This window comes from Streptomyces sp. ADI95-17 (assembly GCF_003846175.1).
Taxonomy (GTDB): domain Bacteria; phylum Actinomycetota; class Actinomycetes; order Streptomycetales; family Streptomycetaceae; genus Streptomyces; species Streptomyces sanglieri.
Genome location: NZ_ML123044.1, coordinates 615,305 through 639,526, shown reverse-complemented (window position 1 = coordinate 639,526; position 24,222 = coordinate 615,305). Strand labels below are relative to the sequence as shown.

General features: G+C 71.7%; 25 protein-coding genes. 13 read left to right on the top strand and 12 right to left on the bottom strand.

What is annotated here, in order from left to right; all coding sequences use genetic code 11:
- Positions 1–167 precede the first annotated feature (167 nt).
- Complete coding sequence (locus tag EES42_RS02735; RefSeq protein WP_124717378.1) at positions 168–1,634, top strand: PAS domain-containing sensor histidine kinase; 1,467 nt, start codon at positions 168–170, stop codon at positions 1,632–1,634.
- Between the two features lie 186 nt (positions 1,635–1,820).
- Here the strand turns inward: EES42_RS02735 and EES42_RS02730 are convergent, their stop codons facing one another.
- Positions 1,821–2,078, bottom strand: coding sequence for a WhiB family transcriptional regulator (locus EES42_RS02730; RefSeq protein WP_003953983.1), 258 nt, complete (start codon positions 2,076–2,078; stop codon positions 1,821–1,823).
- Between the two features lie 319 nt (positions 2,079–2,397).
- A complete protein-coding gene (locus tag EES42_RS02725; protein WP_124716468.1) occupies positions 2,398–3,366 on the bottom strand; it encodes a diacylglycerol/lipid kinase family protein in 969 nt (322 codons plus the stop codon).
- A 130-nt stretch (positions 3,367–3,496) separates the two neighbouring features.
- On the opposite strand from EES42_RS02725, the gene EES42_RS02720 reads away from it, so the two are divergent.
- Positions 3,497–3,952, top strand: a complete 456-nt coding sequence (locus EES42_RS02720) for a hypothetical protein (RefSeq protein ID WP_206433346.1) — start codon at positions 3,497–3,499, stop codon at positions 3,950–3,952.
- Positions 3,953–4,011: 59 nt separating this feature from the next.
- On the opposite strand, the gene EES42_RS02715 is transcribed toward EES42_RS02720, so the two are convergent.
- The 3 genes from EES42_RS02715 to EES42_RS02705 all read right to left on the bottom strand — a co-directional run bounded on the left by EES42_RS02715 (position 4,012) and on the right by EES42_RS02705 (position 5,866).
- Positions 4,012–4,938 carry an RNA polymerase sigma factor SigF gene (locus EES42_RS02715; protein WP_124717376.1) on the bottom strand — a complete coding sequence of 309 codons (927 nt, stop codon included), beginning with the start codon at positions 4,936–4,938 and terminating at the stop codon, positions 4,012–4,014.
- A 23-nt stretch (positions 4,939–4,961) separates the two neighbouring features.
- Positions 4,962–5,375 carry an ATP-binding protein gene (locus tag EES42_RS02710; protein WP_072483809.1) on the bottom strand — a complete coding sequence of 138 codons (414 nt, stop codon included), beginning with the start codon at positions 5,373–5,375 and terminating at the stop codon, positions 4,962–4,964.
- A 230-nt stretch (positions 5,376–5,605) separates the two neighbouring features.
- Positions 5,606–5,866, bottom strand: coding sequence for a UBP-type zinc finger domain-containing protein (locus EES42_RS02705; RefSeq protein ID WP_124716467.1), 261 nt, complete (start codon positions 5,864–5,866; stop codon positions 5,606–5,608).
- Between the two features lie 57 nt (positions 5,867–5,923).
- On the opposite strand from EES42_RS02705, the gene EES42_RS02700 reads away from it, so the two are divergent.
- Positions 5,924–7,528 (top strand): Na+/H+ antiporter, encoded by a 1,605-nt coding sequence (locus EES42_RS02700; RefSeq protein WP_124716466.1) that lies wholly within the window; start codon positions 5,924–5,926, stop codon positions 7,526–7,528.
- On the opposite strand, the gene EES42_RS02695 is transcribed toward EES42_RS02700, so the two are convergent.
- The 4 genes from EES42_RS02695 to EES42_RS02680 form a co-directional block, all read right to left on the bottom strand.
- The gene (locus EES42_RS02695; RefSeq protein WP_124716465.1) at positions 7,501–8,418 is read right to left on the bottom strand and encodes a 1-aminocyclopropane-1-carboxylate deaminase/D-cysteine desulfhydrase; all 918 of its coding nucleotides are present in this window, start codon (positions 8,416–8,418) and stop codon (positions 7,501–7,503) included. The two genes, EES42_RS02700 and EES42_RS02695, sit on opposite strands and share 28 nt — an antisense overlap.
- A 33-nt stretch (positions 8,419–8,451) precedes the next feature.
- Complete coding sequence (locus tag EES42_RS02690) at positions 8,452–9,042, bottom strand: N-acetylmuramoyl-L-alanine amidase (protein WP_206433345.1); 591 nt, start codon at positions 9,040–9,042, stop codon at positions 8,452–8,454.
- 191 nt (positions 9,043–9,233) lie between these two features.
- A complete protein-coding gene (locus EES42_RS02685; protein ID WP_124716464.1) occupies positions 9,234–10,430 on the bottom strand; it encodes a globin domain-containing protein in 1,197 nt (398 codons plus the stop codon).
- A gap of 99 nt (positions 10,431–10,529) precedes the next feature.
- Complete coding sequence (locus tag EES42_RS02680) at positions 10,530–10,979, bottom strand: RrF2 family transcriptional regulator (protein ID WP_124716463.1); 450 nt, start codon at positions 10,977–10,979, stop codon at positions 10,530–10,532.
- Between the two features lie 178 nt (positions 10,980–11,157).
- Between EES42_RS02680 and EES42_RS02675 the strand changes: the two genes are divergently transcribed.
- The 3 genes from EES42_RS02675 (at position 11,158) to EES42_RS02665 (ending at position 14,616) form a co-directional block, all read left to right on the top strand.
- Positions 11,158–12,564: a family 2B encapsulin nanocompartment shell protein gene (locus EES42_RS02675; RefSeq protein ID WP_124716462.1), complete on the top strand. Its 1,407-nt coding sequence runs from the start codon at positions 11,158–11,160 to the stop codon at positions 12,562–12,564.
- A gap of 90 nt (positions 12,565–12,654) precedes the next feature.
- Positions 12,655–13,782: a family 2 encapsulin nanocompartment cargo protein polyprenyl transferase gene (locus tag EES42_RS02670; protein WP_124716461.1), complete on the top strand. Its 1,128-nt coding sequence runs from the start codon at positions 12,655–12,657 to the stop codon at positions 13,780–13,782.
- A gap of 159 nt (positions 13,783–13,941) precedes the next feature.
- Positions 13,942–14,616: a DUF6304 family protein gene (locus EES42_RS02665; RefSeq protein WP_124716460.1), complete on the top strand. Its 675-nt coding sequence runs from the start codon at positions 13,942–13,944 to the stop codon at positions 14,614–14,616.
- A 161-nt stretch (positions 14,617–14,777) separates the two neighbouring features.
- Here the strand turns inward: EES42_RS02665 and EES42_RS02660 are convergent, their stop codons facing one another.
- Positions 14,778–15,494 (bottom strand): FadR/GntR family transcriptional regulator, encoded by a 717-nt coding sequence (locus EES42_RS02660; protein ID WP_124716459.1) that lies wholly within the window; start codon positions 15,492–15,494, stop codon positions 14,778–14,780.
- A gap of 87 nt (positions 15,495–15,581) precedes the next feature.
- Here EES42_RS02660 and EES42_RS02655 point away from each other — a divergent pair, with 87 nt between their 5' ends.
- A complete protein-coding gene (locus tag EES42_RS02655) occupies positions 15,582–16,829 on the top strand; it encodes an MFS transporter (protein WP_206433344.1) in 1,248 nt (415 codons plus the stop codon).
- A 133-nt stretch (positions 16,830–16,962) separates the two neighbouring features.
- Here the strand turns inward: EES42_RS02655 and snpA are convergent, their stop codons facing one another.
- Positions 16,963–17,643: a snapalysin gene (snpA, locus tag EES42_RS02650; RefSeq protein WP_241196212.1), complete on the bottom strand. Its 681-nt coding sequence runs from the start codon at positions 17,641–17,643 to the stop codon at positions 16,963–16,965.
- A 245-nt stretch (positions 17,644–17,888) separates the two neighbouring features.
- On the opposite strand from snpA, the gene EES42_RS02645 reads away from it, so the two are divergent.
- From EES42_RS02645 to EES42_RS02620, 6 genes are all read left to right on the top strand, one after another.
- Positions 17,889–18,842, top strand: a complete 954-nt coding sequence (locus EES42_RS02645) for a LysR family transcriptional regulator (protein WP_206433343.1) — start codon at positions 17,889–17,891, stop codon at positions 18,840–18,842.
- Between the two features lie 85 nt (positions 18,843–18,927).
- Positions 18,928–19,935 carry an NAD-dependent epimerase/dehydratase family protein gene (locus EES42_RS02640; RefSeq protein ID WP_124717372.1) on the top strand — a complete coding sequence of 336 codons (1,008 nt, stop codon included), beginning with the start codon at positions 18,928–18,930 and terminating at the stop codon, positions 19,933–19,935.
- A gap of 117 nt (positions 19,936–20,052) precedes the next feature.
- A complete protein-coding gene (locus tag EES42_RS02635) occupies positions 20,053–21,447 on the top strand; it encodes a choice-of-anchor A family protein (protein ID WP_346775342.1) in 1,395 nt (464 codons plus the stop codon).
- A gap of 9 nt (positions 21,448–21,456) precedes the next feature.
- Positions 21,457–21,816 (top strand): DUF952 domain-containing protein, encoded by a 360-nt coding sequence (locus EES42_RS02630; protein WP_124716458.1) that lies wholly within the window; start codon positions 21,457–21,459, stop codon positions 21,814–21,816.
- On the top strand, positions 21,813–22,739 hold the full coding sequence (locus tag EES42_RS02625; protein ID WP_124716457.1) for an NAD(P)H-binding protein: 927 nt from the start codon (positions 21,813–21,815) through the stop codon (positions 22,737–22,739). Before EES42_RS02630 ends, EES42_RS02625 begins: the two co-directional genes overlap by 4 nt.
- Positions 22,740–22,789: 50 nt before the next feature.
- The gene (locus EES42_RS02620) at positions 22,790–23,413 is read left to right on the top strand and encodes a nucleotidyltransferase domain-containing protein (protein WP_124716456.1); all 624 of its coding nucleotides are present in this window, start codon (positions 22,790–22,792) and stop codon (positions 23,411–23,413) included.
- A 40-nt stretch (positions 23,414–23,453) separates the two neighbouring features.
- Here EES42_RS02620 and EES42_RS02615 read toward each other — a convergent pair whose 3' ends face one another.
- Positions 23,454–24,050, bottom strand: coding sequence for a TetR/AcrR family transcriptional regulator (locus EES42_RS02615; protein ID WP_241196280.1), 597 nt, complete (start codon positions 24,048–24,050; stop codon positions 23,454–23,456).
- Positions 24,051–24,222 lie beyond the last annotated feature (172 nt).

Below are 24,222 nucleotides of genomic sequence, written 5' to 3'. Positions count from 1 at the left end.
GAGCGGAAGCTCTGTCTTCAGCATTGTGGACTAGACCATTCGCCCGTGTCCATCCGTCGGAGCGCCATAATTTTCCGCACTCCATACCTTCTTCCTTGCACGTACGGTCCGGTCGTTCGGTTCGGAGCCATTGCCCGTCCGCGGGTACGCTCGCACACGTGCCCTCCATGAACGACCTCGTCCGCCAGCACACAGCCCTCGGTGACACCGACCTGGAGTGGCTGCACCTGCTGGTCTCGGAGTGGCAACTGCTCTCCGACCTGTCCTTCGCCGACCTCGTGCTCTGGGTACCCACCCGCGACGGCACCCGCTATGTGTCGGTGGCCCAGATGCGCCCGAACACCGGCCCCACCTCCTACCAGGACGACATGGTCGGACACCTGGTGCCGCGAGGCCGCCGCCCGCTGCTGGACGCGGCGCTGGACGAGGGCCGGATCGTGCGCGAGGGCGACCCGGAGTGGCGCGAGGAGGTGCCGGTACGGGTCGAGTCGATCCCCGTACGCAGGGAGGGCCGGGTCCTCGGGGTGATCGCCCGCAACACCAACCTGCTCACCGTCCGCACCCCGTCCCGGCTGGAGCTCACCTACCTCCAGTCTGCCTCCGACCTGGCCCAGATGATCGCCGCGGGGTCCTTCCCCTTCCCCGGCCAGCAGGTCGACATGGACGCCTCGCCGCGCGTCGGCGACGGGCTGATCAGGCTCGACGCCGATGGGGTCGTGCAGTACGCCAGCCCCAACGGCCTCTCCGCCTACCACCGCCTCGGCCTCGCCTCCGATCTGGTCGGCCAGCACCTGGGCGGCATCACCGCCGAACTGGCCCCCTCCCGGGGCCCGGTGGACGAGGCCCTGGAGAAACTGGCGAGCGGCTACGCGCCCCGGGAGTTCGAAGTCGAGTGCGCGGGCGGGGTGATCCAGCTCCGGGCGATCCCGCTCAAGCCCAAGGGGGTGCGCATCGGCTCCCTGGTCCTGCTCCGTGACGTCACCGAACTCCGCCGCCGCGAACGCGAGTTGATCACCAAGGACGCCACCATCCGGGAGATCCACCACCGGGTGAAGAACAACCTCCAGACCGTTGCCGCCCTGTTGCGGCTCCAGGCCCGGCGGATGGACTCGGTGCGCGGCCGCGAGGCGCTCAACGAGGCGGTACGGCGCGTCGGTTCGATCGCCATCGTCCATGAGACGCTGTCCCAGAATCTGGACGAGCGGGTGGAGTTCGACGAGATCGCCGACCGCGTCATCGCGATGGTCGCCGAGATCTCGCCGGGCAAGGTCACCTGTCGCCGGACGGGACGCTTCGGCATCCTCGACGCCGAAGTGGCCACTCCGCTGGCGATGGTGCTCACGGAGGTTCTGCAGAACGCCCTGGAGCACGCCTTCACTCTCGCCGAGTCCGGCACCGTCGAGGTGTCCGCGGTGCGCGGCGGTTCCTCCGCCGGGACGCGGCTGCTGATCACGGTCCAGGACGACGGATGCGGTCTGCCGGAGGGCTTCGACCCGCAGCGCGCCGGCAATCTGGGGCTCCAGATCGTCAGGACGCTGGTGGAGGGCGAGTTGGGCGGGACCTTCGGCATGGTCCCGGCCCCCGAGCGCGGCACCCAGGTCGTGCTCGACATTCCGGTCCGGTCCGAGAAGTAGGCCCGTCCGCCTACCGGTACGGGCGGGGCACCCCGGACACGGCAGTGAGCCCGGACCGTTGTTCACGGTCCGGGCTCACTGGTCATACATGCGCTTCGGGGGTACTGCGCGCTGCGACTCGGGGGGCGGGGTTGTGCGTACGCTCTGTACGCGCCGCCTGGCTGAGGCTCGTAGCGGTGGCGTCGGTCAGGCGCTGGCGTTACGCGCCCGGTTGCGAGCGGCACGGCGCTTCATCGCGCGGCGCTCGTCCTCGCTGAGGCCACCCCAGACGCCGGAGTCCTGGCCGGACTCGAGCGCCCACTGCAGGCACTGCTCCATGACGGGGCAGCGACGGCAGACGGCCTTGGCTTCCTCGATCTGCAGCAGCGCAGGACCGGTGTTGCCGATGGGGAAGAACAGCTCGGGGTCTTCCTCACGACAAACGGCGTTGTGACGCCAGTCCATGGCTGCTACCTCTCCTTGGTATTACATACTGTTGCTTGTGAATGTGAACGCTTTCACGAATCCCCCCGCAGCTGACGGGCCGACGCCCAGATGAACTGGTTGTGGTCCTGTGAAGTGAGGAGGGGTTCTGGCTCTCAGTGGAGGCCGGTGTTGCGGGCCGTCCCGATCGCCATGTAGAGATTCGCAAACCTCAGCGGCGGATACAACCCCTTCTGGAAACTTTTTTTTGATTCCTCGGTGTCGACTAGGTCACAGCCGTACTTCTATGGGGTGGAGCCCAGTCCAAACGTTCGAGTTAAAGGACTTTGGTCCCTTCCACTCACACAATCACACGCAGTGCACGGCGTACGCCTGTGAACGTCACACTTGTGCGCACTCCCAGGTGGTCGCCGTCCATCTGGAAGGGCAGCGGAACCTTTGAATGCAAGGTGAAGTCCGTGAGGTCGTGAAGTGAAACGGCGTGCTTGCCGGACGGGCCCTTCTCCGGGCTCGAAGTGAGCAGCTGGGTGCCGTACCGGGCGACCGCCGGAGTGGAGAGCCGCTTCAGTCCGAGCACGTCCAGCCCGGTGTCGAAAGTGGCCTTCGGGGACGCGTACAACGGGCGATTGCCCAGGTAGGACCAGGGGGCGGTGTTGGAAATTATGGACAGTGCCAGATCGGTGACCGGATCCTGCCCCGGGGTTTCCAATGTCATCACGCCATGCCTGCGGTGCGGCTCGTCGATGAACTGCCGGACCACCTGACGTACATAAAGGGCGTGCGTCGAGCGCTTTCCGCGTTCGCGTTGCTGTTCGACCCGGCCGACCACGCCCGCGTCGAATCCGAGTCCGGCGCAGAAGGTGAACCAGCGCTCCGGGACAGACTCGTCCTCGGTGCCGGGGGTGCCGGCCGCGAGTCCGAGGCCGACCGTGCGTTCGGTCCGGTTGGCGAGTGCGTCCAGGATCGCGCCGGTCGCCTCCACCGCGTCGTTGGGCAGCCCCAGGGCGCGCGCGAACACATTGGTGGAGCCACCGGGAACCACGGCGAGGCTCGGCAGGCTGTCCGGATCGGGGCCGTTGTGGAGCAGACCGTTGACGACCTCGTTGACCGTGCCGTCGCCGCCCAGCGCGACCACCAGATCGATGTCGTCGGAGTCCGCGGCCCGCCGCCCCAGGTCCCGGGCGTGGCCGCGGTATTCCGTGGTCACGGCCTCCAGCTTCATCTCGCTGGCCAGCGCATGGATGAGCACGTCACGGGTCCGCGCACTGGTGGTGGTAGCAGCTGGATTGACCACGAGGAGTGCGCGCATGACCGCCAGACTACCTACCGCGCGGTATCACTCTGAAGTCCCGCCCCATGACCTTTACGCACGGTGACGGTCCACTGCCGATTCCGACCCCGGCTTCACTTTCGCGGCGCCGGGATGCCAACCTGCAAGGGTGAGTACTCAGCAGAACACGCCCGACTCGTCGCCCGCGCCGAGGCTCGAACCGGCGAAGCCGAGCAGGATCACTCTCGTTGCCGGACTCACCGCCCTGGAAGGGGCGGCGCTCGCCATCGGCGGGATCTACATGCTGGTGATGGGTCTGCTCGGGCACCCCGAGAGCCCCCAGCAGGCGGAGATGGGCGGGCTGACGCTGATCGCGCTCGCCGCGATCCCGCTGGCCGCCGCCCGCGGTCTGCTGCGGCGGCGCAGCTGGAGCCGCGGCCCCGCGCTCATCACGCAGATCATCGCGCTCCCGGTGGCGTGGACGCTGCTGAGGTCGCAGGGCGTGCTGATCCCGGCCGGGATCGTGCTCGCCGCGGTGACCCTGACGGCGCTGTACCAGCTGGTCAGGCCGACGACGGTCGAGGCACTCGGCATCCGCCGGCCGGGCACCACGCCGGAAAGCTGAGCCGACGGGCGTGGTGCGCGGACGGGGCGGCGCCGCGAGCGGCCGCTCCCGCTCCTCGGCTACTCCTCGACGAGCAGCCGCTCGCGCAGCTGCGCCAGCGTGCGGGCCAGCAGCCGCGAGACGTGCATCTGCGAGATGCCGACCTCCTGTGCGATCTGCGACTGGGTCATGTTGCCGAAGAAACGAAGCAGCAGAATCCGCTTCTCGCGCGGCGGCAGATCCTCCAGCAGCGGCTTGAGTGACTCCCGGTACTCGACGCCCTCCAGCGCCTCGTCCTCGGAACCCAGCGTGTCCGCGACCGCGGGGGACTCGTCGTCCGTGTCCGGCACGTCCAGCGAGAGCGTGCTGTACGCATTGGCCGATTCCAGGCCCTCCAGGACCTCTTCCTCGGAGATGCCCAGCCGCTCCGCCAGCTCGTGGACCGTCGGCGAGCGGCCGTGCTGCTGGGACAGCTCGGCGGTCGCCGTGGTCAGCGAGAGCCGCAGCTCCTGAAGCCGGCGCGGCACCCGGACCGCCCAGCCCTTGTCGCGGAAGTGGCGCTTGATCTCGCCCACGACCGTGGGGGTCGCGTACGTCGAGAACTCCACGCCGCGGTCCGGGTCGAACCGGTCCACCGACTTGATCAGGCCGATCGTTGCGACCTGGGTCAGGTCGTCCAGCGGCTCGCCGCGGTTGCGGAACCGGCGGGCCAGGTGCTCCACGAGCGGCAGATGCATCCGCACCAGCCGATTGCGCAGCTCCGCCTTCTCGGGCGACCCGTCGGGAAGCGCGCGCAGTTCGATGAACAGCGCCCGCGCCCCGCTGCGGTCGTGTGGATCGTGGTGCCCGTGCTCGCTCATCTGGCCTGCCCGCTCCGCCTGCGACTGCTCCACCGCGACCGTACGGCCCACCGGCCCGTCCGCCCCGTCCACCGGATGGGGCAGGGCCTGCTGTTCCGGGATGCCTGCTGCGCGCACCACCCCTGGTCGCATCGTCTCGTCCCGCACAGGACCGTCCCCGTTCCCGTTGCTCACGCCGGCCCGGGTCCCGCGCCGCGCTGTTTGTAGAGGCTGATGCTGACCGTACGGTCGTCGGCCACCGAGGAGTCGACCTTGCCGGCCAGTGCGGAGAGCACCGTCCAGGCGAAGGTGTCGCGCTCCGGCGCCCGGCCGTCCGTCGTAGGGGCGGCCACCGTCACCTCAAGGGAATCCTCGACGAGCCGGAAGACGCAGCTGAGGACGGAGCCCGGCACGGCCTGCTGAAGCAGGATCGCGCAGGCCTCGTCGACCGCGATGCGAAGATCCTCGATCTCGTCGAGAGTGAAGTCCAAGCGCGCTGCGAGACCGGCCGTGGCCGTACGCAGCACCGACAGGTAGGCACCCGCAGCGGGCAGCCGGACCTCTACGAAGTCCTGATTCCCGGGCTCGCCTGCGATCTGGGACACCCTCACCTCCAAGGTGGCACAAACTCTTTCGAGGATCCGGGAAGGGTGCCCCGGAGCCATGTGGTACGTCTTCGGTTCTGGTCCGCGACGCTATCGCGACCCATGATGCCGTGTCGCCAGAGCCCCAGCCCATGGCTGTCACTCATGGTAAGCCCATGAGTACACACAGTGGCTAGAGGTCTACGGCGGTCAATTACGAACAACCGGCGCCGGTTTGACGTACCCAGACGTCAGACGATCGAACCGTCCTCGAAGCACCAGCGCCAGCTTTCGCCCGGTTCGAAGCTCCGCATCACCGGGTGACCGGTCTCCTTGAAGTGTTCCGTGGCGTGCTGGAGGGGTGACGAATCGCAGCAGCCGACATTGCCGCAGACCAGGCAGAGCCGCAGCTGCACGGGGTGGGTGCCCGCGGCCAGGCAGCCCGGACAGGTCACGTTCAGCGGGACCGGTTCGGGGCGCGGCAGTGCGGACACGTGAGGGCAGTCACTCATGATTGTCAGGTTACGACGGATACGTGGCCCGTGAATTGCGGATGCGAGGACCGTGGAATGGATGTATTGCCGCTGGTGGGACTGGTCGCGGCCAGTGCGGCGGTCGCGGGCGCCGCCCGCCGCACCCCCGTGCCGGCCCCCCTGCTGCTGGTCACGGTGGGGCTGATCGCCTCCTATCTGCCGGGGGTACCCACGTACACCCTGGACGCGCACATCGTGCTGCCACTGCTGCTGCCGCCGTTGCTCTACACGGCGGCCGTCGACAGCTCGTACCTCGATCTGCGGGCCAATCTCCGGCCGGTCGCGCTGCTCTCGATCGGCTACGTCCTGTTCGCGACCGTCGCGGTCGGCTGGCTGGCGTACCGCCTGGTGCCAGGCCTGCCACTGACCGCCGCGCTGGTGCTCGGCGCGGTCGTGGCCCCGCCGGACGCGGTCACGGCCGCGGCGATCGCGCGTCGGGTCGGGCTGCCCGGCCGGGTCACGACGGTCCTGCAGGGGGAGTCCCTGGTGAACGATGCCACGGCGATCACCGCCTACAAGGTGGCGATCGCCGCCGCCGTGGGCGAGGGCATGAGCTGGGGCGCGGGGATCGGCGAGTTCTTCCTGGCCGCCGTCGGCGGAGTGGTGGTCGGCCTGGCGCTGATGGTGCCGCTGCACTGGCTGCGCACCCACCTCAGAGAGGCGCTGCTGCAGAACACGCTGTCGCTGCTGATCCCCTTCGTGGCGTACGCGGCGGCCGAACGTGTACACGCCTCCGGGGTGCTCGCCGTGGTCGTGGTGGCGCTCTACCTGGGGCACCGGTCGTGGCAGGTGGACTTCGCGACCCGGCTCCAGGAGGGGGCGGTCTGGAAGATGGTCGCGTTCATCCTGGAGTCCGCGGTCTTCGCGCTGATCGGGCTCCAGCTGCCCTTCGTACTGAAGGGGCTCGGTTCGTACGCGGTCGGCGACGCGGCCCGGTACGCGGTGATCGTGTTCCTCGCCGTCGTCGTGGTCCGGTTCGTCTGGGTCTATCCGGCGACGTATCTGCCCCGGTGGCTGTCGAGACGGATCAGGGAACGCGAGCCCGACACCGACTGGACCGCGCCGCTGATCGTCGGCTGGGCCGGGATGCGCGGGGTCGTCTCGCTCGCCATCGCCTTCTCCATCCCGTTCACCATGTCCGACGGCAGCCCCTTTCCGGCCCGCAATCTGGTGCTCTTCCTGACGTTCACCACGGTCATCGGCACCCTGGTCGTCCAGGGGCTCAGCCTGCCGCTGCTGGTGCGGGTGCTGAAGCTCCCCGGCCGGGACGCGAAGGCCGAGACGCTGGCCGAGGCGCAGGCCCAGAGCGAGGCCTCGGCGGCCGCCGAGGCGCGGCTGGAGGAACTGCTGGCCGACCGGCGCAACCAGCTGCCGGGCCCCCTCGCCGACCGGCTGCGCACCGTTCTGGAACGCCGCCGCAACGCCGTCTGGGAGCGGCTGGGCGCGGCCAATCCGGTGACCGGGGAGTCGGCGGACGACACCTACCGGCGCCTGGCCAGGGAGATGATCGACGCCGAGCGGGAGGTCTTCGTGACGCTGCGGGACGAGCGGCGGATCGACGACGAGATGCTGCGGACGCTGCTCAGACGGCTCGACCTGGAGGAGGCGGCCGCCTACCGGGAGGAGTCGGACGCCCCCTGAGGGCTGCCCGTCACGACCGCCGCGACCGCGGTTCCCGGAGCGAACGCGCCCTCCCCGGCCAGTTCGGTGAGCGCGTACAGCAGCTTGGCGACGTAGAGCCGCTCGACGGGCAGGCCGTGCCGCTGCTCGAAGTCGTCGGCGAAGGCGTGCAGCGCCGGGGTCGTACGGGCGTAGCCGCCGAAGTGGAAGCGCTCGTCCAGCGACCATGCCCCGGCCGGACCGCCGAAGGCCTCCTCCTGGAGCCCCCGTACCGCGTCCCCCAGGAAGCCGCCGCGCAGCACCGGAACGCCGAGGGCGCGCTGCCCCGGCGCCAGCCCGGCCGCGAGGCCGGCGAGGGTGCCTCCGGTGCCGCAGGCCACCGCGACCGCGTCGGCCCGGCCGCGCAGCTCGCGCCCCAGCTCCGCGCACCCCTGTGCGGCCAGGGCGTTGCTGCCGCCCTCCGGGATGACACAGCACTCCCCGAAGACGCGTCGCAGCCCCGCCAGGACCTCCGGATCGCCCTTCGCGCGGTAGGTCGTACGGTCCACGAAGTGCAGGGTCATCCCGTCGGCGGCGCACTGTGCGAGCGAGGGGTTCAACGGCCGGCCGGCCAGCTCCTCCCCCCGCACCACCCCGACGGTGGGAAAGCCGAGCAGCCGCCCGGCGGCGGCGGTGGCCCGCAGATGGTTGGAGTAGGCACCGCCGAAGGTCAGCACGGTGCGCCCGGCGGCATCCCGCAGGTTGAGGGAGAGCTTGCGCCATTTGTTGCCCGGCAGATCCGGGTGGATCAGATCGTCACGCTTGAGCAGCAGCCGGACGCCATGGCGGGCGAAGCGCTCGTCCTCCACCGGCTGCAGGGGCGAGGGGAGCACCGGCCGCAGCCGGGAGAGGTCGAATGCTTCGCAGGGCATGGCGCAATTGTCGCCGTACCGGACGGGCGCCGGTCACTTGAGGCGGTCGTGGATGCGGTCCCGCATCGAGTCCATGGTGAAGCCGCGCGGGTCGATCTTGCCCGGCTGCCACTCCTTGTGGCCGATCACCGAGCGGGAGTTCCAGCCGTGGTGGCGGCAGATCGCGGCGGCGGCCTTCTCGATGGCTTCGAGCTGGGCGTCGGGCCAGGGGTCCTTGCCGTCGCCGAGGTTCTCGCACTCGAAGCCGTAGAAGTGCCTGTTCCCGTCGGTGTCGGCCTCGTTGTCGCCCGGCAGGCGCTTCTCGGCGACGACGGCGCGCAGTACGTCCTCGTCGCCGAGTCCGGCGTGGTTGGTGCGGCCGTGGCCGACCAGGTGGACCCGGCCGTCCTTGGCGATCACGCCGTGGCAGAGCGGGCCGGGCAGATCCGGGTAGCCGTCGCGGCAGATGCGTACGGTGGCCGCGGTGCCGCTGGTGACCGTGTGGTGGATCATCACGCCGTTGACGGGGCCCCAGGGGCCCTTGTGGTCGCGGTTGTGGGTACGCCAGTCGCCGACCTGGACGACGGTGAGCCCTTCGTTCATCAGGACTTCCAGGAACCTGCTCGCTGACATGGGTGAGGACATGGCCGTCTCCTTCGTACGTGGGGGGAACGGGCCTTGATCCGCTTGTACCGGAATGCCGCTCTCCGGGCCATGCCTTCGGTGGCTGTTCGGACCGTGTGCGATCCGAACCGGTCAGATCCGCGAGCAGCGGGCCGGATCCAGTCCTGCGCCGGCCGCGTGTCGGTTCAGTCCTGTGCCGGCCGCGTGTCGGTTCAGTCCTGCGCCAGCCACATGTCGGGGCCGAACACCTCGTAGTGGATGTCGGTCGCCGGGACGCCCTTGGCCAGCAGCTGGGTGCGTACGGCGCGCATGAAGGGCAGCGGTCCGCAGAGGTAGGCGTGGGTGCCGGGGGCGACGGCGAGGCCGCTCAGGTCGACCCGGCCGGTGCGCTCGGCGGGGTGGCCGGGCTCGGGGTCCTCGTACCAGAAGTGGGCGGCGGCGTCGGGGAGTTTGCCGGTGAGCAGGGCGTGGTCGGTGCGCATCGCGTGGGTGGCGGGGGAGCGGTCGCCGTGCACGACGGTGACCGGGGCGCGGTGGCCGGTCGCCGCGAGGTCTTCCAGCATCGAGAGCATCGGGGTGCAGCCGATGCCCGCGGAGGCGAGCAGCAGGGGTGCGTCGGCGGAGTCGAGCACGAGGTCGCCGTACGGGGCGGAGACGCGCACATGGTCGCCGGCCTCCACCTCGGTGTGCAGATGGCGCGAGACCTCGCCGTCGGGCGAGCCGCCGCCCCGAACCCGCTTGACGGTGATCGAGCGGAGCCGCGAGCCGGGGGCGCGGGAGAGGCTGTACTGGCGTATCTGGCGGGCCCCGTCGGGGAGTTCCACCTGTACGGAGACGTACTGGCCGGACCGGAAGGCGGGCGCGGGCGCGCCGTCGGCCGGGCGGAGCTGGAAGGTGGCGACGTCGGCGGTCTCCTCGATCCGGGTGACCACCTCCCACTCGCGCCACACGTCACCGGCGACGACACCCTGCTGCGCGTACAGCCGCTGCTCGATCGAGATCAGGGCGCCCGCCATCAGCCAGTAGACCTCGTCCCAGGCGGCGGCGACCTCCGGGGTGACCGCGTCGCCGAGCACCTCGGCGATGGCGGCGAAGAGATGGGTGTGCACGATCTCGTACTGGGCGGGAGTGACGCCGAGCGAGGCGTGCTTGTGGGCGATCCGGCCGAGCATCACGTCGGGGCGGGTGTCCGGGTGCTCGATCAGCTGGGTGGCGAAGGCGGCGATGGAGCCCGCGAGGGCCTGCCGCTGGGCGCCGGACGCCTGGTTGCCGCGGTTGAAGAGGTCGCGCAGCAGCTCGGGGTGGGCGTCGAAGAGCTTGCGGTAGAAGAGATCGGCGATGTCCCCGACGGCCGCGCCCACGGCGGGGAGGGTGGCGCGGACGGTGGCGGTCGACGTCTCGGAGAGCATCGGGACTCCTTGCGGTTGAATTGGTATTTCAGATTCGTATTTTTGGGCAGCGCGAAACCGGGCGGTGGGCCCGTGGTGCGTCGCGTGGTGTGCGGTGGCTCAGCCGGTGTCCGGGCGGCCGCTGCTGATGCCGATCAGCAGCGGTCCGGTGGGGGACGCGACGAGTTCGGTGACGGTGAGCGGATCGAGCGAGGCGTAGAAGGCCTCCTCCGCGCGGCGCAGTGCGCCGCGCAGCCGGCAGGCCGAACGCAGGGGGCACGGGGCGGCGCCCTCGCAGTCGACCACGTCGCCGGGGCCTTCGAGCTCCCGGACGAGCCCGCCGATCGAGGCGGAGCGGCCCGCTCCGGTGAGGCTGAGCCCGCCGCCGCGCCCCCGTCGCGCCTCGATGAGCCCGAGGTGCTGGAGCTTGGCGACGACCTTCGCGGCGTGGGTGTACGGCACCTGCATGGTGGCCGCCACCTCCCGGGTGGTCGGCGGATCCTCGTTCTCCACGACGGCGAGGCGCATCAGTACGCGCAGCGCCACGTCGGTGAATCTCGTCAGCCGCATGACAATCACCGTAGATAAGTTGCATCGGAGATGCAACTTAAGGGGTGACGGGAAAATCGCTGAGCGTTGTGCCCAGCCCAAAGCCAATTAATCACACTCTTTTGTGTAATGGCGCGACCGCTCTCCGTGCTGAAAGGCTTCTTCACGCAGGTCAGCCGAAGAATCGAGAGGACGACAGATGTCCGTTGGTGAAGAGGTTCAGAACGCGTCGTTGCCGCCGCAGCAGAGTCTGGGGACGGCAGCGGCGCGGAACCTCGCGACGACCACCAAGTCCGCCCCGCAGATGCAGGAGATCACCTCGCGGTGGCTGCTGAAGATGCTGCCGTGGGTGCAGGTGCAAGGTGGTACCTACCGGGTGAACCGCCGACTGAGCTACTCGGTCGGGGACGGCAGGGTGACCTTCGTGCAGACCGGTGACCGGGTCGCGGTCATTCCCGCCGAGCTCGGTGAGCTCCCCGCCCTGCGGGACTTCGGCGACGAGGAAGTGCTGGGCGAGCTCGCCCGGCGGTGCGAGCAGCGCGAGGTCGCGGCGGGACAGGTGCTGGCCGCGGCGGGGGACGCGGCGGACAGCGTCTACCTGCTGGCGCACGGAAAGGTCGAGAAGATCGGCACCGGCCCCTACGGGGACGAGACGGTGCTCGGGGTCCACGCCGACGGGGCCTACTTCGGGGACCAGGCACTGGTCGACGGCGAGGCCGCCTGGGAGTACACCGCCCGTGCCGTCACCGCCTGTACGGTGCTGACGCTGAGCCGGGCCGATGTGCTGAACCTGGCCGACCGCGCGGACTCGCTCCGCGAACACCTCGCCGGGCTGCTCGAAATCCCGCACCAGCGCACCAACAAGTACGGCGAGGCCGCGATCGACCTCTCCGCCGGCCATGTCGGCGAGGCCGTCGTCCCGCACACGTACGTGGACTACGACGCGGCGCCCCGCGAGTACGAACTGAGCGTCGCCCAGACCGTGCTGAAGGTCCACAGCCGGGTCGCCGACCTCTACAACCAGCCGATGAACCAGACCGAGCAGCAGTTGCGGCTCACGGTCGAGGCGCTGCGCGAGCGCCAGGAGCACGAGCTGATCAACCACCGCGAGTTCGGGCTGCTCAACAACTGCGACTACGGGCAGCGCATCCAGCCGCACGACGGTGCGCCCAGCCCCGACGACATGGACGAACTGCTCTCGCGCCGCCGCGGTTCGAAGCTCTTCCTCGCCCACCCGAGGGCCATCGCCGCGTTCGGCCGCGAGTGCAACAAGCGCGGTCTGGTGCCGGAGAGCGTCGACATCGGCGGACACCATGTGCCGGCCTGGCGCGGGGTGCCGATCTTCCCGTGCAACAAGATCCCGGTCACCGACGCGCGGACCACGTCGATCATCTGCATGAGGACGGGTGAGGCCGAGCAGGGCGTCATCGGACTCCAGCAGACCGGCATCCCCGACGAGATCGAGCCCAGCCTCTCGGTCCGCTTCATGGGGATCGACGAGCAGGCGATCATCTCCTACCTGGTGACGGCCTACTACTCCGCGGCGATCCTCGTGCCGGACGCCCTGGGCGTACTGGAAAACGTCGAGGTCAGCCGCTGGCGGTAGCCCCTCGGGGGCCCGGACGACGATGTCCGGGCCCCGTCAACCTCCGCCACCGGGCAGCCGTGCCCGGGGCGGCCTCGGGAGGACGCCCCAGTGAAGACCCACCACGCACCCCAACCACCCACACCCCGGCCCCCGGGCGACGACGCCCCGGCCGCCCCCGCGGCAGCGGGCGCCGACGGCCCGCCTCCTCCTGCGGCGCAGGGCCAGGAGGCCGAGGTCCTCCTCGAAGCGACCCGGGCCCTCGTCGATCCTCAACTGCGCGCCGCCGTCGAGTCCTTGCCGGGGTCGATCCGCCGCGTCGCGATGTACCACTTCGGCTGGCAGGAGGCCGACGGCACCCCGTCCTCGGGGCCGGCCGGCAAGGCGATCCGGCCCGCCCTGGTCCTCGCCGCCGCCCGAGCGCTGGACGGCGATCCGGTACGGGCGGTGCGGGCGGCCGTCGCCGTGGAGCTGGCGCACAACTTCACGCTGCTGCACGACGACGTCATCGACGAGGACCGGACCCGTCGTCACCGGCCCACGGCCTGGGCGGTCTTCGGCATCCCCGACGCGGTCATCGCGGGCGACGCCATGCTCGCCCTCGCCCAGCGGCTGCTCGCCGAGGACCCGGACCCCGCCTCGGCCCGGGCCTCGGCGCGGCTCTCCACCTGCGTCATCGAGCTGTGCGCGGGCCAGCAGGCCGACTGCGCCTTCGAGGACCGGGGCCCGGAGGAGGTCACGCTCGACGAGTGCCTGACCATGGCCACCGCCAAGACCGGCGCACTGCTCGGCTGCGCCTGCGCGCTGGGGGCGCTGTACGCGGGCGCGGAGGAGCGGGCGGTCCGCGGGATGGACGGCTTCGGCCGGGAGGCGGGCCTCGCCTTCCAGCTCATCGACGACCTGATCGGCATCTGGGGAGACCCGGTACGGACCGGGAAGCCGGTGGGGGCGGATCTCGTCGCCCACAAGAAGTCCCTGCCCGTGGTCGCCGCGCTGACCTCCGGCACCCCGGCCGCGGCCGAACTCGCCACGCTCTACCGGGGATCGATGAACACCCCGGGCGAGGTCAGCCGGGCCGCCGACGCGGTCGAACGGTCCGGCGGCCGGGACTGGGCGCAGATCTGCGCGGCCGACCGGATGGCCCGCGCCGTCAACCACCTGTCCCGGGCGGTCCCCGACCTGGGCCGGGCGGGCGACCTCCTGACCCTGGCGGAGTTCGTCACCCGGCGCACCCACTGACCACGGAGAACCGCGAACGGTGAAGGGGGCGGAGGAGGGAAACGGAACGAGGAGAACGCAACTGGGAGAACGGAACGAGGTGCCGAGGTCACAAGGCCCGTGACAGGAAACGGAGGGCGACCGGGCGACTGTCAGGGGCACGGGCTACAGTCCGTGCCCATGACAGATGAGTCATGGGCAGGGTGGTACCGGGACCGACAGGGTTCCGACGCCGTCGTCCTCACCACCGACGGACAACAACTACGCCTCCGGACAAGGGGTATCGACTTCGAGGGTGCGAGCTTCGACGGCCTCACCCCGGCCGTCGGCACACCACCGGCCGACGACCGGTTCGCCCTGGTGGACGGCGCGCTGAGCGACTGCGTCCTGGAGTGGGACCTGCCGCTCCCGGTCCTCTGGGACGGAGCCGTCCATCAGGCCACGCTCAGCTGCCTGTTGTCGTTGCGCCGGCCTGATTCGCATCTCAGCCTGGAGCTGCAGTTCGGCGGCGCGGCCTACGCGTCCCACCGCGCCGAGAGCGACTTCGCGTCCGCGCTCGCCACCATCCAGCGGGCCCTGCCGCCCGGCGTACGTCTCCAGACCTGCATCGCCTGCGCCTTCTCGGACTACTTCCCGGCCCCGGCCACGGTGCGCGGACTGTCCGGCGGCCTCGCCTGCTTCCGGGGCGCCAAGGACGCCTACCGAGGGGCGGCCGGTGAGGGCGACGTCCGGGAGCTGTGGGACCGGCGCACCGGATTCGTCCAGGAGATCTGGAGCTGCCGCGAGTACGAGCCCCGCCCGGACACCGGCGCGGGCACCGGACACCGAGGCGCCTTCCCGCTGGAACACGCCTGAGCCACCCTGCCCGGGGAACACGCCCGAGCCGCCTGCCCGAGGAGCAGGCCCGGGCGTCCCCGCACCGGGAGCAGGCCTGGGCGTCCCCGCACCGGGAGCAGGCCTGGGCGTCCCCGCACCGGGAGCAGGCCCGGGCGTCCCCGCCCGGGCCCCGTCCCCGCTCAGCCCGGTTCCGGCAGGGAAGTCCCGGGCCGGGAGGGCGGCGTGGTGGCGTGCCAGTCGCCGGTTGCGCCGATGTTGGAAGTGGCGCTGAGGGCCGCGCGGCCGGCGTCACCGGCGCGCAGTGCGTCGAGGAGGTCCTCGTGTCCCCGGGGGTCCGCGCCGTCGAAGCCGTGGTCCTCCCAGTGGGCCGCCATGGAACGGCGCAGGGCCGGACCGAGGGCGGCGTAGAGGTCGTTCAGCAGGCTGTTGCCGCCACCGGCGGCGACCGCCTGGTGGAAGCCGTGATCGGCCTCGATCCACGCCTCCCGGTCGCGCTGCCGCCAGGCGGTGGCGCGCCGGGTGAGCAGCGCGTCGAGACCGTCCAGCCCTTCGGGGGTGATGCGGGCGGCGGCCAGCCGGGCGGCCTGGGCGTCCAGCCCTTGGCGGACCTCCAGGACCTCGTCCAGCTCGCTGCCGAGGCGCTGGATGGCGCCGGACAGCTCGCTGGTGGCGCGCACATAGGTGCCGTCGCCCTGCCGGGCCTGCAGAAGCCCCGCGTGGATGAGTGCGCGAGTGGCCTCGCGGAGCGTCCCGCGGGCGATCCCGAGCTCTTCGATGAGCGCCGTCTCGGTCGGGATGCGGGCCCCCACCGGCCATCTTCCCGAGGTGATCTCGTCGCGCAGCCGCTGGATGACGTCGTCGACCAGCACCGAGCGGCGGACGGAGGGGAGAGCCACGGATGGTCCTTCCTGTGGTGTGTTGTGGGGAGGCAATCGTACCTTTAAAGGTTGGACGTTAAAGGTCAGACGTTTTATGTTTCTTCCATGCTGCTCACCCGCCGCCCCCCGAACACCGCCCCCCGTCCGGCCTCCGCCCGGCCGATGTCCCGGGCCGCCACGACCTGGCTGACCGCCGTCGGCGTCGTCCTGATCGCCCTCAATCTGCGGCTCGGCATCAGCAGTACGTCCGCGCTGCTGGAACAGCTCCGGGCCGAGCTGGGATTCGGGCCGCTCGTCGCGTCCCTGGTCCCGGCGCTGCCCACGCTGTGCTTCGCGGCGGTCGGCGCGACCAGTGCCATGCTGGCCCGGCGCGTGGGCACCGAGCGTGCCGTCCTGCTGGCGCTGGCGGTGCTGTCCGCGGGCCTGGCCGTGCGCGCGGTGCCCCGGACCGGGGCGTTGCTGGCCGGCACCCTGCTGGGTGCGGCGGGGCTGGCTCTGTGCAACGTCCTGCTGCCGGCGGTGGTCAAGGCGCACTTCCCCGCCCGGGTCGCCCTGATGACCGGGGTGTACACCACCACGATGGCGCTCGGCTCGGCCGTCGCGGCGGCCGCGGCGGTCCCCGTCGCAGACCTGGCGGGGGGAGCCTCGGCGGGGCTGGCGGCCTGGGCCCTGCCCGCCGTGCTCGCCCTGGCCGTATGGGCGCTGCGGCCGGGCTCCTGGCGGGCCGCGGCGTGGCGTGCGGACCGCGGCGCGGTCTCGGCGTGGAGCGCCGGGCGCACCCGCTTCGGGCTGCTGGTGACCGCGTTCTTCGCCCTGCAGTCCCTCAACAGCTACGCGGTCATCGGCTGGCTGCCCACGGTCCTGTCCGACCACGGGATGAGCCCCGACCGGGCCGGGGTCATGCTGGGGCTGGCGCTGATCGTGGGCGTCCCCTCGACCTTCGTCCTGATGCCGCTCACCAGGACGGCGGCGCGGCTGCGGTCGGCGTTCGTCCTGGTCGGCGTCGCGCTGGCGGCCGGATATCTCGGCCTGCTCTGCGCCCCGTTGGCGCTGCCCGTCCTCTGGGCCGTGCTGACCGGTTTCGGGCTGGGAGCGTTTCCGCTGGTCCTGGCCATCATCGGGGCGAGCGGCCGGAGTGCGCAGGAGACCGCGGCGCTGTCGACCTTCTCGCAGAGCACCGGCTATCTCCTCGCCTCGGTGGGCCCCTTGGGCATCGGGCTGCTGCGCTCGGCCACCGGCGGCTGGGTGCTTCCCCTGGCCGTACTGCTCGCGCTCGCCGCACTCCAGCTGTTCGTCGGACTGCGCCTGACCCTGACCCGCACCGAACCCGAAGGCCCGCAGGCCGCCCCGTAGACCCGAAGGCCCGCAGGCCGACCCGAAGGCGCGCAGGCCGCCCCGTAGACCCGAAGGCGCGCAGGCCGACCCGAAGGGGCCGCCCCGTCCTACGAGGTGGCCCCTTCGGTGCGGTGCGTCCGGACCTACGGGGTCAGGAGGCGCTGTGCGTGAACTTGGCCGCGAAGCCGAACTGCCACAGGTAGTTGACCTGGCTGCGCTCGTTCGCGTCGGGGTACGGGTTGGTGCAGGACGGGCCGGGGCCGCCGCCCGACATCAGCTCGCTGCACGGGCCGGAGTAGTGGTCCGGAAGGCCGAGCACATGCCCGGTCTCGTGCGTGGTGACGCGGGTCGAGTCGTACTGCTGGTTCTGCGCGTAGTCCAGGAAGATGTACCCGTTGCCGTGTCCGTCGGTGCTCGCGTACGAGCCCCTGGAGTCATTGCCCTCGTAGTAGGTGAAGTCGGCGTTCGAGCCCTCCTGCAGCCGGACGGTGGAGACGGAGCTGTTCCAGATCTGCGCGCTGTTGGCTATCTGGGTGCGGAAGCTCGGCGCGTTGGCCGTGCTGTAGACGATGGTGACCGACTGGGCGCCGGGGTTGGCCGCCCGCTTCTTCGCCACGGACTTGGCGACCGCCTCGAAGAACGCCTTGTTCGCGGCGGCGTTCTCGTGCGAGCCGGCGTAGGCGGTGTACCCCGCCCGCGCCTCGGAAGCGGTGCTGGCGGGTGCTGCGGCGGGGGCCGAGGAGGCGGCGATCGCGGGGGCCGTGCCGAGCGCGGCCGCGAGGCCGAAGCCGAGGCCGACCACGGCCGACATGACGGTCCTGGGGTGTCTCATGGGGGGTCTCCTACCGGTAACCGGTCCGATGAACCCGTCCGATGATCGGACTCGGACGGGTGCGGTACGCAGAGAGTGTCGGGGAGCGGGAGCCGCGGCGGATGATGTCAACCGGCGATAACACCGCCCTATCGCCACCCCCGGTACTGCCGCCGAATCATCCGTCAACTCCAGGTGAATTAACGGACTTTGATGCGATTGGGGAGTCTGGTGCGACAGTCGCCCGCCGCCCTACGCTCGACCGTATGGAGCTTGAGGTGAGGCACCTCAGGGCGCTGTGCGCCATCGCGGACACGGGCAGCCTGCACCAAGCCGCCCGTCGACTGGGCGTGAGCCAGCCCTCGCTGACCACCCAGCTGCGCCGGATCGAGAACACCCTGGGCGCCGAACTCTTCAGCCGCGAACGGACCGGCTGTCGACCGACGTTGCTCGGCCGCGCCGTCCTCGGCCGGGCCCGCCCCCTGGTCGACGGAATGACCGCCCTGGTCAGCGACGCGAAGGCGGAGGCCGACGCGGTCCGGGCCTCCGGGCCGCGGCTGCGCATCGGCTGCACCGCGAGCCGGGTCATCGGCGGCTGGCTGCGCAGGCTGCGGCTCCGGCTGCCCGGCACCGACATCTCGCTGCGGGTCGACGTCTCGGCCCGCGCCCTGCTGCGCGACATCGCTACGGGCGGGCTCGACGTCGCCTTCGTCCACGAGGTCGAGGGCTGCCCGCTGGCCGTCCCGGACGGCCTGGAAAAGCGCGTACTCCTGGACCGCGAACCGCAGTTCATCTCCATGGCCAGGGATCATCCGGCCGCCGCCCGGCCCGTTGTCGACCTGGCCGATCTGGCCGGCGACCGGTGGATGGTCGACCCCACGGTGGACGGCGAATGGGACGGGCTGCGCCGGGTGTTCGGCGAGGCCGGGCTCGCGCCGACCGTCCTGCACGGCGACTACCTCACCGCCGCCTCCCTCGTCGTGCTCGGCGAGGCGGTCGCCCCCTGCCAGCCCACCTCCGGGCCGCGCGACGACATGGCGATCCGCCCGCTGCGCGACGACCCCCTCGCCGTACGGCTGCTGCTGGTGTCCCGGCCGGGCGCCGACACGGCGACGGTGTACGAGGAGCTGGAGGCGGCCTACCGGGAGGCGGCCCGGCGCGCGGCCGGGTACCACCAGTGGCTGCTGCGCAACCGCAGTCCGCTCGCCCGCACCCCCTGAAGGCCCGGTTCCCGATTCCGCCGAGAGCGAGGACCGGTTCCCAGCGGGCCGCCCGGCGGGCAGAGTCGGGCGCATGAGGCTTCTGATGCTGGGCGGTACGGAGTTCGTGGGGCGCGCGGTCACCGAGGCGGCGCTGGCGCGGGGCTGGGAGGTCACGGTGTTCCACCGCGGCCGGCACGCGCCTCCGCCGGGTGTGGCGGAGCTCCTCGGCGACCGCACCACCGAGGACGGTCTCGCCGCGCTGGCCGGCTCCGGTGAGGTCCCGGGCGGCGGGTACGCCTGGGACCTGGTGGTGGACACCTGGAGCGGCGCCCCCTCGGCCGTGCGCGACGCGGCCCGTCTGCTGGCGGACCGGGCCGCCCGGTACGCGTACGTCTCCAGCCGCTCCGTGTACGACCACTCGGCCCCGGCGGGTCTCGCGGAGGAGGGCCGGCTGGTGGCCGGTGCCTCGCCCGACGCGGGCGGGGACGTCTCGTACCCGCTGGCCAAGCGCGGCGGCGAACTGGCCGCGCTCGACGCCTTCGGCGACCGGGCCCTGTTCGCCCGCGCCGGGCTGATCCTGGGCCCCTGGGAGAACATCGGCAGGCTGCCCTGGTGGCTGGGGCGGATCGCCCGCGGCGGACCCGTACTGGCCCCGGGCACACCGGACGTGGCGCTTCAGTACATCGACGCCCGCGACCTCGCGAACTGGCTGCTGGACGCCGCCGACAGCGCTCTGCACGGGCCGTACGACCTGGTCAGCCAGGCGGGCCACGCCACCATGGGGCAACTGCTGGACGCCTGTGTGCGCGCCACCGGCTCCGACGCCGAACTGCGCTGGACACCTGCGGAGAAGATCCTCGCGGCCGGCGTGGAGCCATGGACCGATCTGCCGGTCTGGCTGCCGCCGGGCGAGCTGTACGAAGCGATTCACGGGGGCGACGTCAGCCGGGCGTACGCGACCGGGCTGCGCTGCCGCCCGGTCGAGGAGACCGTCGCCGACACCTGGAAGTGGCTGGAGGAGCTGGGCGGGGTGGCCCCGCGGCGGCCGGACCGGCCCGCGGTCGGTCTGGATCCGGCAAAGGAGGCGGAGCTGCTGGCGGAAGAGGCCTGACGCTCCGCCAGGGCCGCCGGCGCGCTGCCCGGTGCCGCCCCGCGTATTCGGGGCCATCGGGGTGGTCCGGGCGTGGCATTCATGTCATTTGGTAGGCAAAGCTGCATATTGCCCTCTATGGCAACACATGCGCGTAGGCGCGGAAACGGTATCCGGGCGGCGGTGGCGATGACGGCCGCCGCGGCAATGGTGGGCACGATGGCGTCCGCCGCTCTCGCCGAACCACTGCCCGGCGGGCTCGGCCCGTGTCTGGGCAGCGACTGCCCGACGACCTGGCCCGATCCGAACAACGGGCCGGTGACTCATCACGACAGCAACATCAATGTCTTCGTCGGCGGCGACTTCCTGGTCCGGGAGGCCGCCGCCGAGGCCGAGGGGAAGATCGTCACCCTCGGGCGGTTCGACATGAACAAGCGCGAGGGCGCCTCGCAGATCTACAACGTCGGTGTGGCGGGCGTGGGTTCGCGGGTGCCGCCCCCCGACGGCTCCGACTACCTGACCGTGGGCGGGCCCCTGACCGTCGCGAACGGGCAGCGGCTGCTCGCCGAGGAGGGGGCGAACCACGGTGTCGTCAAGTACGCCCGGACCGTGGACGGAACGGTGATCCCGGCCCCGCTCCGCGACCCGGACGCGACCGGCCCGTACACGGCGCTGCGCGACGAGCTGACCGCGGCCAGCCACTGCTACGCGTACGACGACGACCGGGACCACCGCCGCCCCACAACGGGCACCGTGGTCAACTCCGGTTTCGGCACCGTCTTCACCGGTGACGGCACCTCGCCGCTCCAGGTGTTCGCCGTGGACGCCGATCTGGTCTCGGCCCAGGGCGGGCAGCAGGACATCACGTTCCATGCGATCCCGGACGGCGCGACGGTGCTCGTCAACGTCTACGGGGGCAGCCGTGACATCAGCACGCTGATGGGTTCGCTGCCGCAGGCCGGACTCCGCGAGCACCTGCTGTGGAACTTCCCCGACGCCACCGAGGTCGGGCTGCACGGCACCGGGCAGTTCCAGGGCAGCGTGCTGATCGGTCAGCAGTCCAGTACCGCCACCTTGGACATGAGTGGTACCAACGGCCGTTTCTACACGGCCGGTTCGCTGACCCACACCTCGGCGGGCCAGTCGGGCGGCCAGGAGCTGCACGCATACCCCTTCGACGGTGACCTGCCGGCCTGCGGCGAGGAGCCGACGCCCACGCCGACCCCGACGCCCACGGACACTCCCACGCCCACGCCCACGGACACTCCCACCCCGACGGACACGGACACGCCGACCCCGACGCCCACAGACACTCCCACGCCCACCCCGACCCCCACCCGCACTCCGACCCACTCACCGGGACCGAAGCCCACACCGACCCGCACCTGGCCGGACAGGCCCCATCCCGGAGGGGAACTCCCGCACACGGGCGTGCGCGGCGGTGAGTGGATTCTCGGCGGTATCGCCGCCACTCTGCTCGTGGTCGGAGCGGCGGCCACGCTGATGGCCCGGAGGGCCCGCCGACGCGGCTAGTTTTGGCCCATGGCCGAACTGCTGCTGCACCTCACCGAAGGCCCCCTGTGGGAGGCGGCCCGTGGGATCGGGACGTACGAGATGTCCACCCGCGGCCGCACCCTGCACGAAGAGGGCTTCATCCACTGCTCGCTGCCCCACCAGCTCCCCGGCGTGGCCGAGATGCTGTACGGCGCCGGGAGCGGGGCCGGGACCGGCGACCAGGAACTCGTGGTCCTCGTCATCGATCCCGACCGGCTCCCGGTGCCCGTACGGTACGAGTCCCTCGCGCCCGGCGGCGAGGAGTTCCCGCACATCTACGGCCCCGTCCCGGTGGACGCGGTCGTGGAAGTGCGCCCCTGGCTGCGCAAGGAAGGCGATTCCGCATGAACAACCCACCCCCCACCGGCCCGGAGAACCCGGACGCCCCCATCGTCGCCGTCACCGGCGCGAGCGGCGCCGTCGGCGGCCGGGTCGCGCAGCGCCTGACGCGGGCCGGCGTGCCCGTGCGGCTCCTCGGGCGCGACCCGTCCCGGCTGCCCGAACTGCCCGGCGCCGTCGCCGCGCCGCCGGCCCCGTACGGCGACGGCGAGGCGATGCGCCGCGCCCTGGCCGGGGCGCACACGCTGTTCCTCGTCTCGGCGCACGAGAGCCCGTACCGGGTGCGTGAGCACACGACGGCCGTGGACGCGGCGGTCGCCGTGGGCGTCGAACGCATCGTGTACGTCTCGTTCCTGGGCGCCGCGCCGGACGCCACATTCACCTTCGCCCGGGACCACTGGCACACCGAGGCGCACATCCGTGCCGCCGATGTCCGGTACACGTTCCTGCGCGACAGCCTGTACCTGGCCGGGATCCCGGCGATGACCGGTGCCGACGGGGTGCTGCGCGGCCCCGGCGGCGACGGCCGGGTGGCGGCGGTGGCGCACGACGACATCGCGGACGCCGCGGTCGCCGTCCTGCTGGCCGACACCGAGAGCGCCGACACCCGCTACGACGGGATCACCTACGACCTCACGGGCCCCGAGGCGTTCACTCTCGCCGAGGCCGCCGAGGAGCTCAGCCGGGTCACCGGCCGGACCATCGGCTACGTGGCGGAGACCCGGGAGGAGGCCTACGCCTCCCGGGCCCAGTACGGTGCCGAGGACTGGGAGGTGGCGGGCTGGGTGACGTCGTACGAGGCCATCGCCACCGGCGAGATGGCCACGGTCTCGGACGCCGTACCGGACCTCACCGGGCATCCGGCGACGAGTCTGGCCACGTTCCTGCGGGAACATCCGGACTGCTACCGGCATCTGCTGACGACGGACTGACCGCCCGCTCCATGGCGGGCGAGGCCGCGGAGGGGAAAGGATCTCCGGCCATGCGTACGGAAACTCCGTGGGGCCCCTGGGATCCGCCCCCGCCGGACGAGGCCGCCCGCCTCTTCGCGCCGCTGCGTGTCCCCTGGTGGATCGCCGGGGGATACGCCGTCGAGTTCGCCGTGGGCCATCCCTTCCGGGACCACGCCGACATCGACGTACTGCTGCTCCGCCGCGACCAGCTCGCCGCCCAGCGAATCCTGGCGGGCTGGGAGTGGTGGGCCGCGGACCCGCCGGGCACCCTGCGCCCCTGGCTCCGCGGCGAGGTCCTGCCACCGCACGTGCACGACATCTGGTGCCGCCCCGGCCCCGCCGAGCCCTGGCGCATCCAGCTCATGCTCGACGACACGGAGGGCGACGACTGGGTGTTCCGCCGCGATCCCCGCGTCCGCCTTCCGCTGGACCGGCTCGGCCGCCTCACCGGGGACGGCGTCCCGTACCTCTGCCCCGAGGCGCAGCTCCTGTACAAGGCGGGGGCCCCGCGCCCCAAGGACGAGCAGGACTTCGCCGAGGCGCTGCCGGTCCTCGACGCGGACCAGCGCGCCTGGCTGGCCGGGGCCGTCGCCCTGGCCGAGGACGCCGGGCACCCGTGGGCGGTCCGCCTGCGCGCCCGTCCGGCGGGCTGACGGGGCGCGAACCGCCGTGCGGGGGCGGGCGGTTGGCGCGTCAGTTCACGTATGCGCCCGCGCGTGCCGCCGCCTCGGCGGCCCCGGCGGCCCGGTCCGCAGCTGCCTCGTCGAGCGGGTCGCCGCTGGCCAGCAGCCGGTAGTAGAGCGGCGCCGACACGGCACGGATCACCTCGTCGGCGTCGGTGCCCGCGGGCAGTTCGCCCCGCTCGACGGCCTCGGTGACGCAGCCGGACCACTCCTTGATGCGGATCGCGTAGAACCGGTGCAGCGCCTCGGCGGTGCGCGGATCGCAGGTCGCCGCGGCGATCACGGACCTGAAGAGCGCGCCCTGCCGCGGGTCGGAGAGGGTCGTGGCGACCAGCCGGGCGTTGGCCCTGAGGTCCTCGGTCAGCGAGCCCGTTGCGGTACGGGGCGAGGACTGTTCGGCCATGTCGTCGAGCAGGTCCGCGATCAGGCCGGTGGGGGTGGACCAGCGCCGGTAGACGGTCGTCTTGCCGACCTCCGCGCGGCGCGCGACATCGGCGAGGTCCAGCCGGTCGAAGCCGTGCTCGGCCAGGGCGTCGCCCGCCGCCCGCAGGACCGATTCACGGACCCGGGCGGTACGGCCACCGGGCCGCACGCTGCCGGGCTCCACACGGCCGGGCTCCACGCTGCTGGACTCCACACGGCCGGGCTCCGAGCTGGGGCGTCCCACACCCTCAGAAGCCATAACGGGTCTCCAGTTCCATTAGTAACCCTTCCTCTGCTACGGTGACTCCACCTTAACGGAACCACGGTCCCGTTAGAACCTCTCCGTGGAGGAACCC

Bases quoted from the DNA above. Each gene is read 5' to 3' on its own strand.
- EES42_RS02730 (WP_003953983.1), bottom strand. From the start codon at position 2,078: ATGGACTGGCGTCACAACGCCGTTTGTCGTGAGGAAGACCCCGAGCTG.
- EES42_RS02645 (WP_206433343.1), top strand. From the start codon at position 17,889: ATGGAGCTTGAGGTGAGGCACCTCAGGGCGCTGTGCGCCATCGCGGAC.
- snpA (WP_241196212.1), bottom strand. From the start codon at position 17,643: ATGAGACACCCCAGGACCGTCATGTCGGCCGTGGTCGGCCTCGGCTTC.
- EES42_RS02725 (WP_124716468.1), bottom strand. From the start codon at position 3,366: ATGCGCGCACTCCTCGTGGTCAATCCAGCTGCTACCACCACCAGTGCG.
- EES42_RS02625 (WP_124716457.1), top strand. From the start codon at position 21,813: ATGAACAACCCACCCCCCACCGGCCCGGAGAACCCGGACGCCCCCATC.
- EES42_RS02690 (WP_206433345.1), bottom strand. From the start codon at position 9,042: ATGTCCTCACCCATGTCAGCGAGCAGGTTCCTGGAAGTCCTGATGAAC.
- EES42_RS02620 (WP_124716456.1), top strand. From the start codon at position 22,790: ATGCGTACGGAAACTCCGTGGGGCCCCTGGGATCCGCCCCCGCCGGAC.
- EES42_RS02675 (WP_124716462.1), top strand. From the start codon at position 11,158: ATGTCCGTTGGTGAAGAGGTTCAGAACGCGTCGTTGCCGCCGCAGCAG.
- EES42_RS02635 (WP_346775342.1), top strand. From the start codon at position 20,053: ATGGCAACACATGCGCGTAGGCGCGGAAACGGTATCCGGGCGGCGGTG.
- EES42_RS02655 (WP_206433344.1), top strand. From the start codon at position 15,582: ATGCTGCTCACCCGCCGCCCCCCGAACACCGCCCCCCGTCCGGCCTCC.
- EES42_RS02695 (WP_124716465.1), bottom strand. From the start codon at position 8,418: ATGCCCTGCGAAGCATTCGACCTCTCCCGGCTGCGGCCGGTGCTCCCC.
- EES42_RS02640 (WP_124717372.1), top strand. From the start codon at position 18,928: ATGCTGGGCGGTACGGAGTTCGTGGGGCGCGCGGTCACCGAGGCGGCG.
- EES42_RS02680 (WP_124716463.1), bottom strand. From the start codon at position 10,979: ATGCGGCTGACGAGATTCACCGACGTGGCGCTGCGCGTACTGATGCGC.
- EES42_RS02630 (WP_124716458.1), top strand. From the start codon at position 21,457: ATGGCCGAACTGCTGCTGCACCTCACCGAAGGCCCCCTGTGGGAGGCG.
- EES42_RS02685 (WP_124716464.1), bottom strand. From the start codon at position 10,430: ATGCTCTCCGAGACGTCGACCGCCACCGTCCGCGCCACCCTCCCCGCC.
- EES42_RS02735 (WP_124717378.1), top strand. From the start codon at position 168: ATGAACGACCTCGTCCGCCAGCACACAGCCCTCGGTGACACCGACCTG.
- EES42_RS02705 (WP_124716467.1), bottom strand. From the start codon at position 5,866: ATGAGTGACTGCCCTCACGTGTCCGCACTGCCGCGCCCCGAACCGGTC.
- EES42_RS02665 (WP_124716460.1), top strand. From the start codon at position 13,942: ATGACAGATGAGTCATGGGCAGGGTGGTACCGGGACCGACAGGGTTCC.
- EES42_RS02700 (WP_124716466.1), top strand. From the start codon at position 5,924: ATGGATGTATTGCCGCTGGTGGGACTGGTCGCGGCCAGTGCGGCGGTC.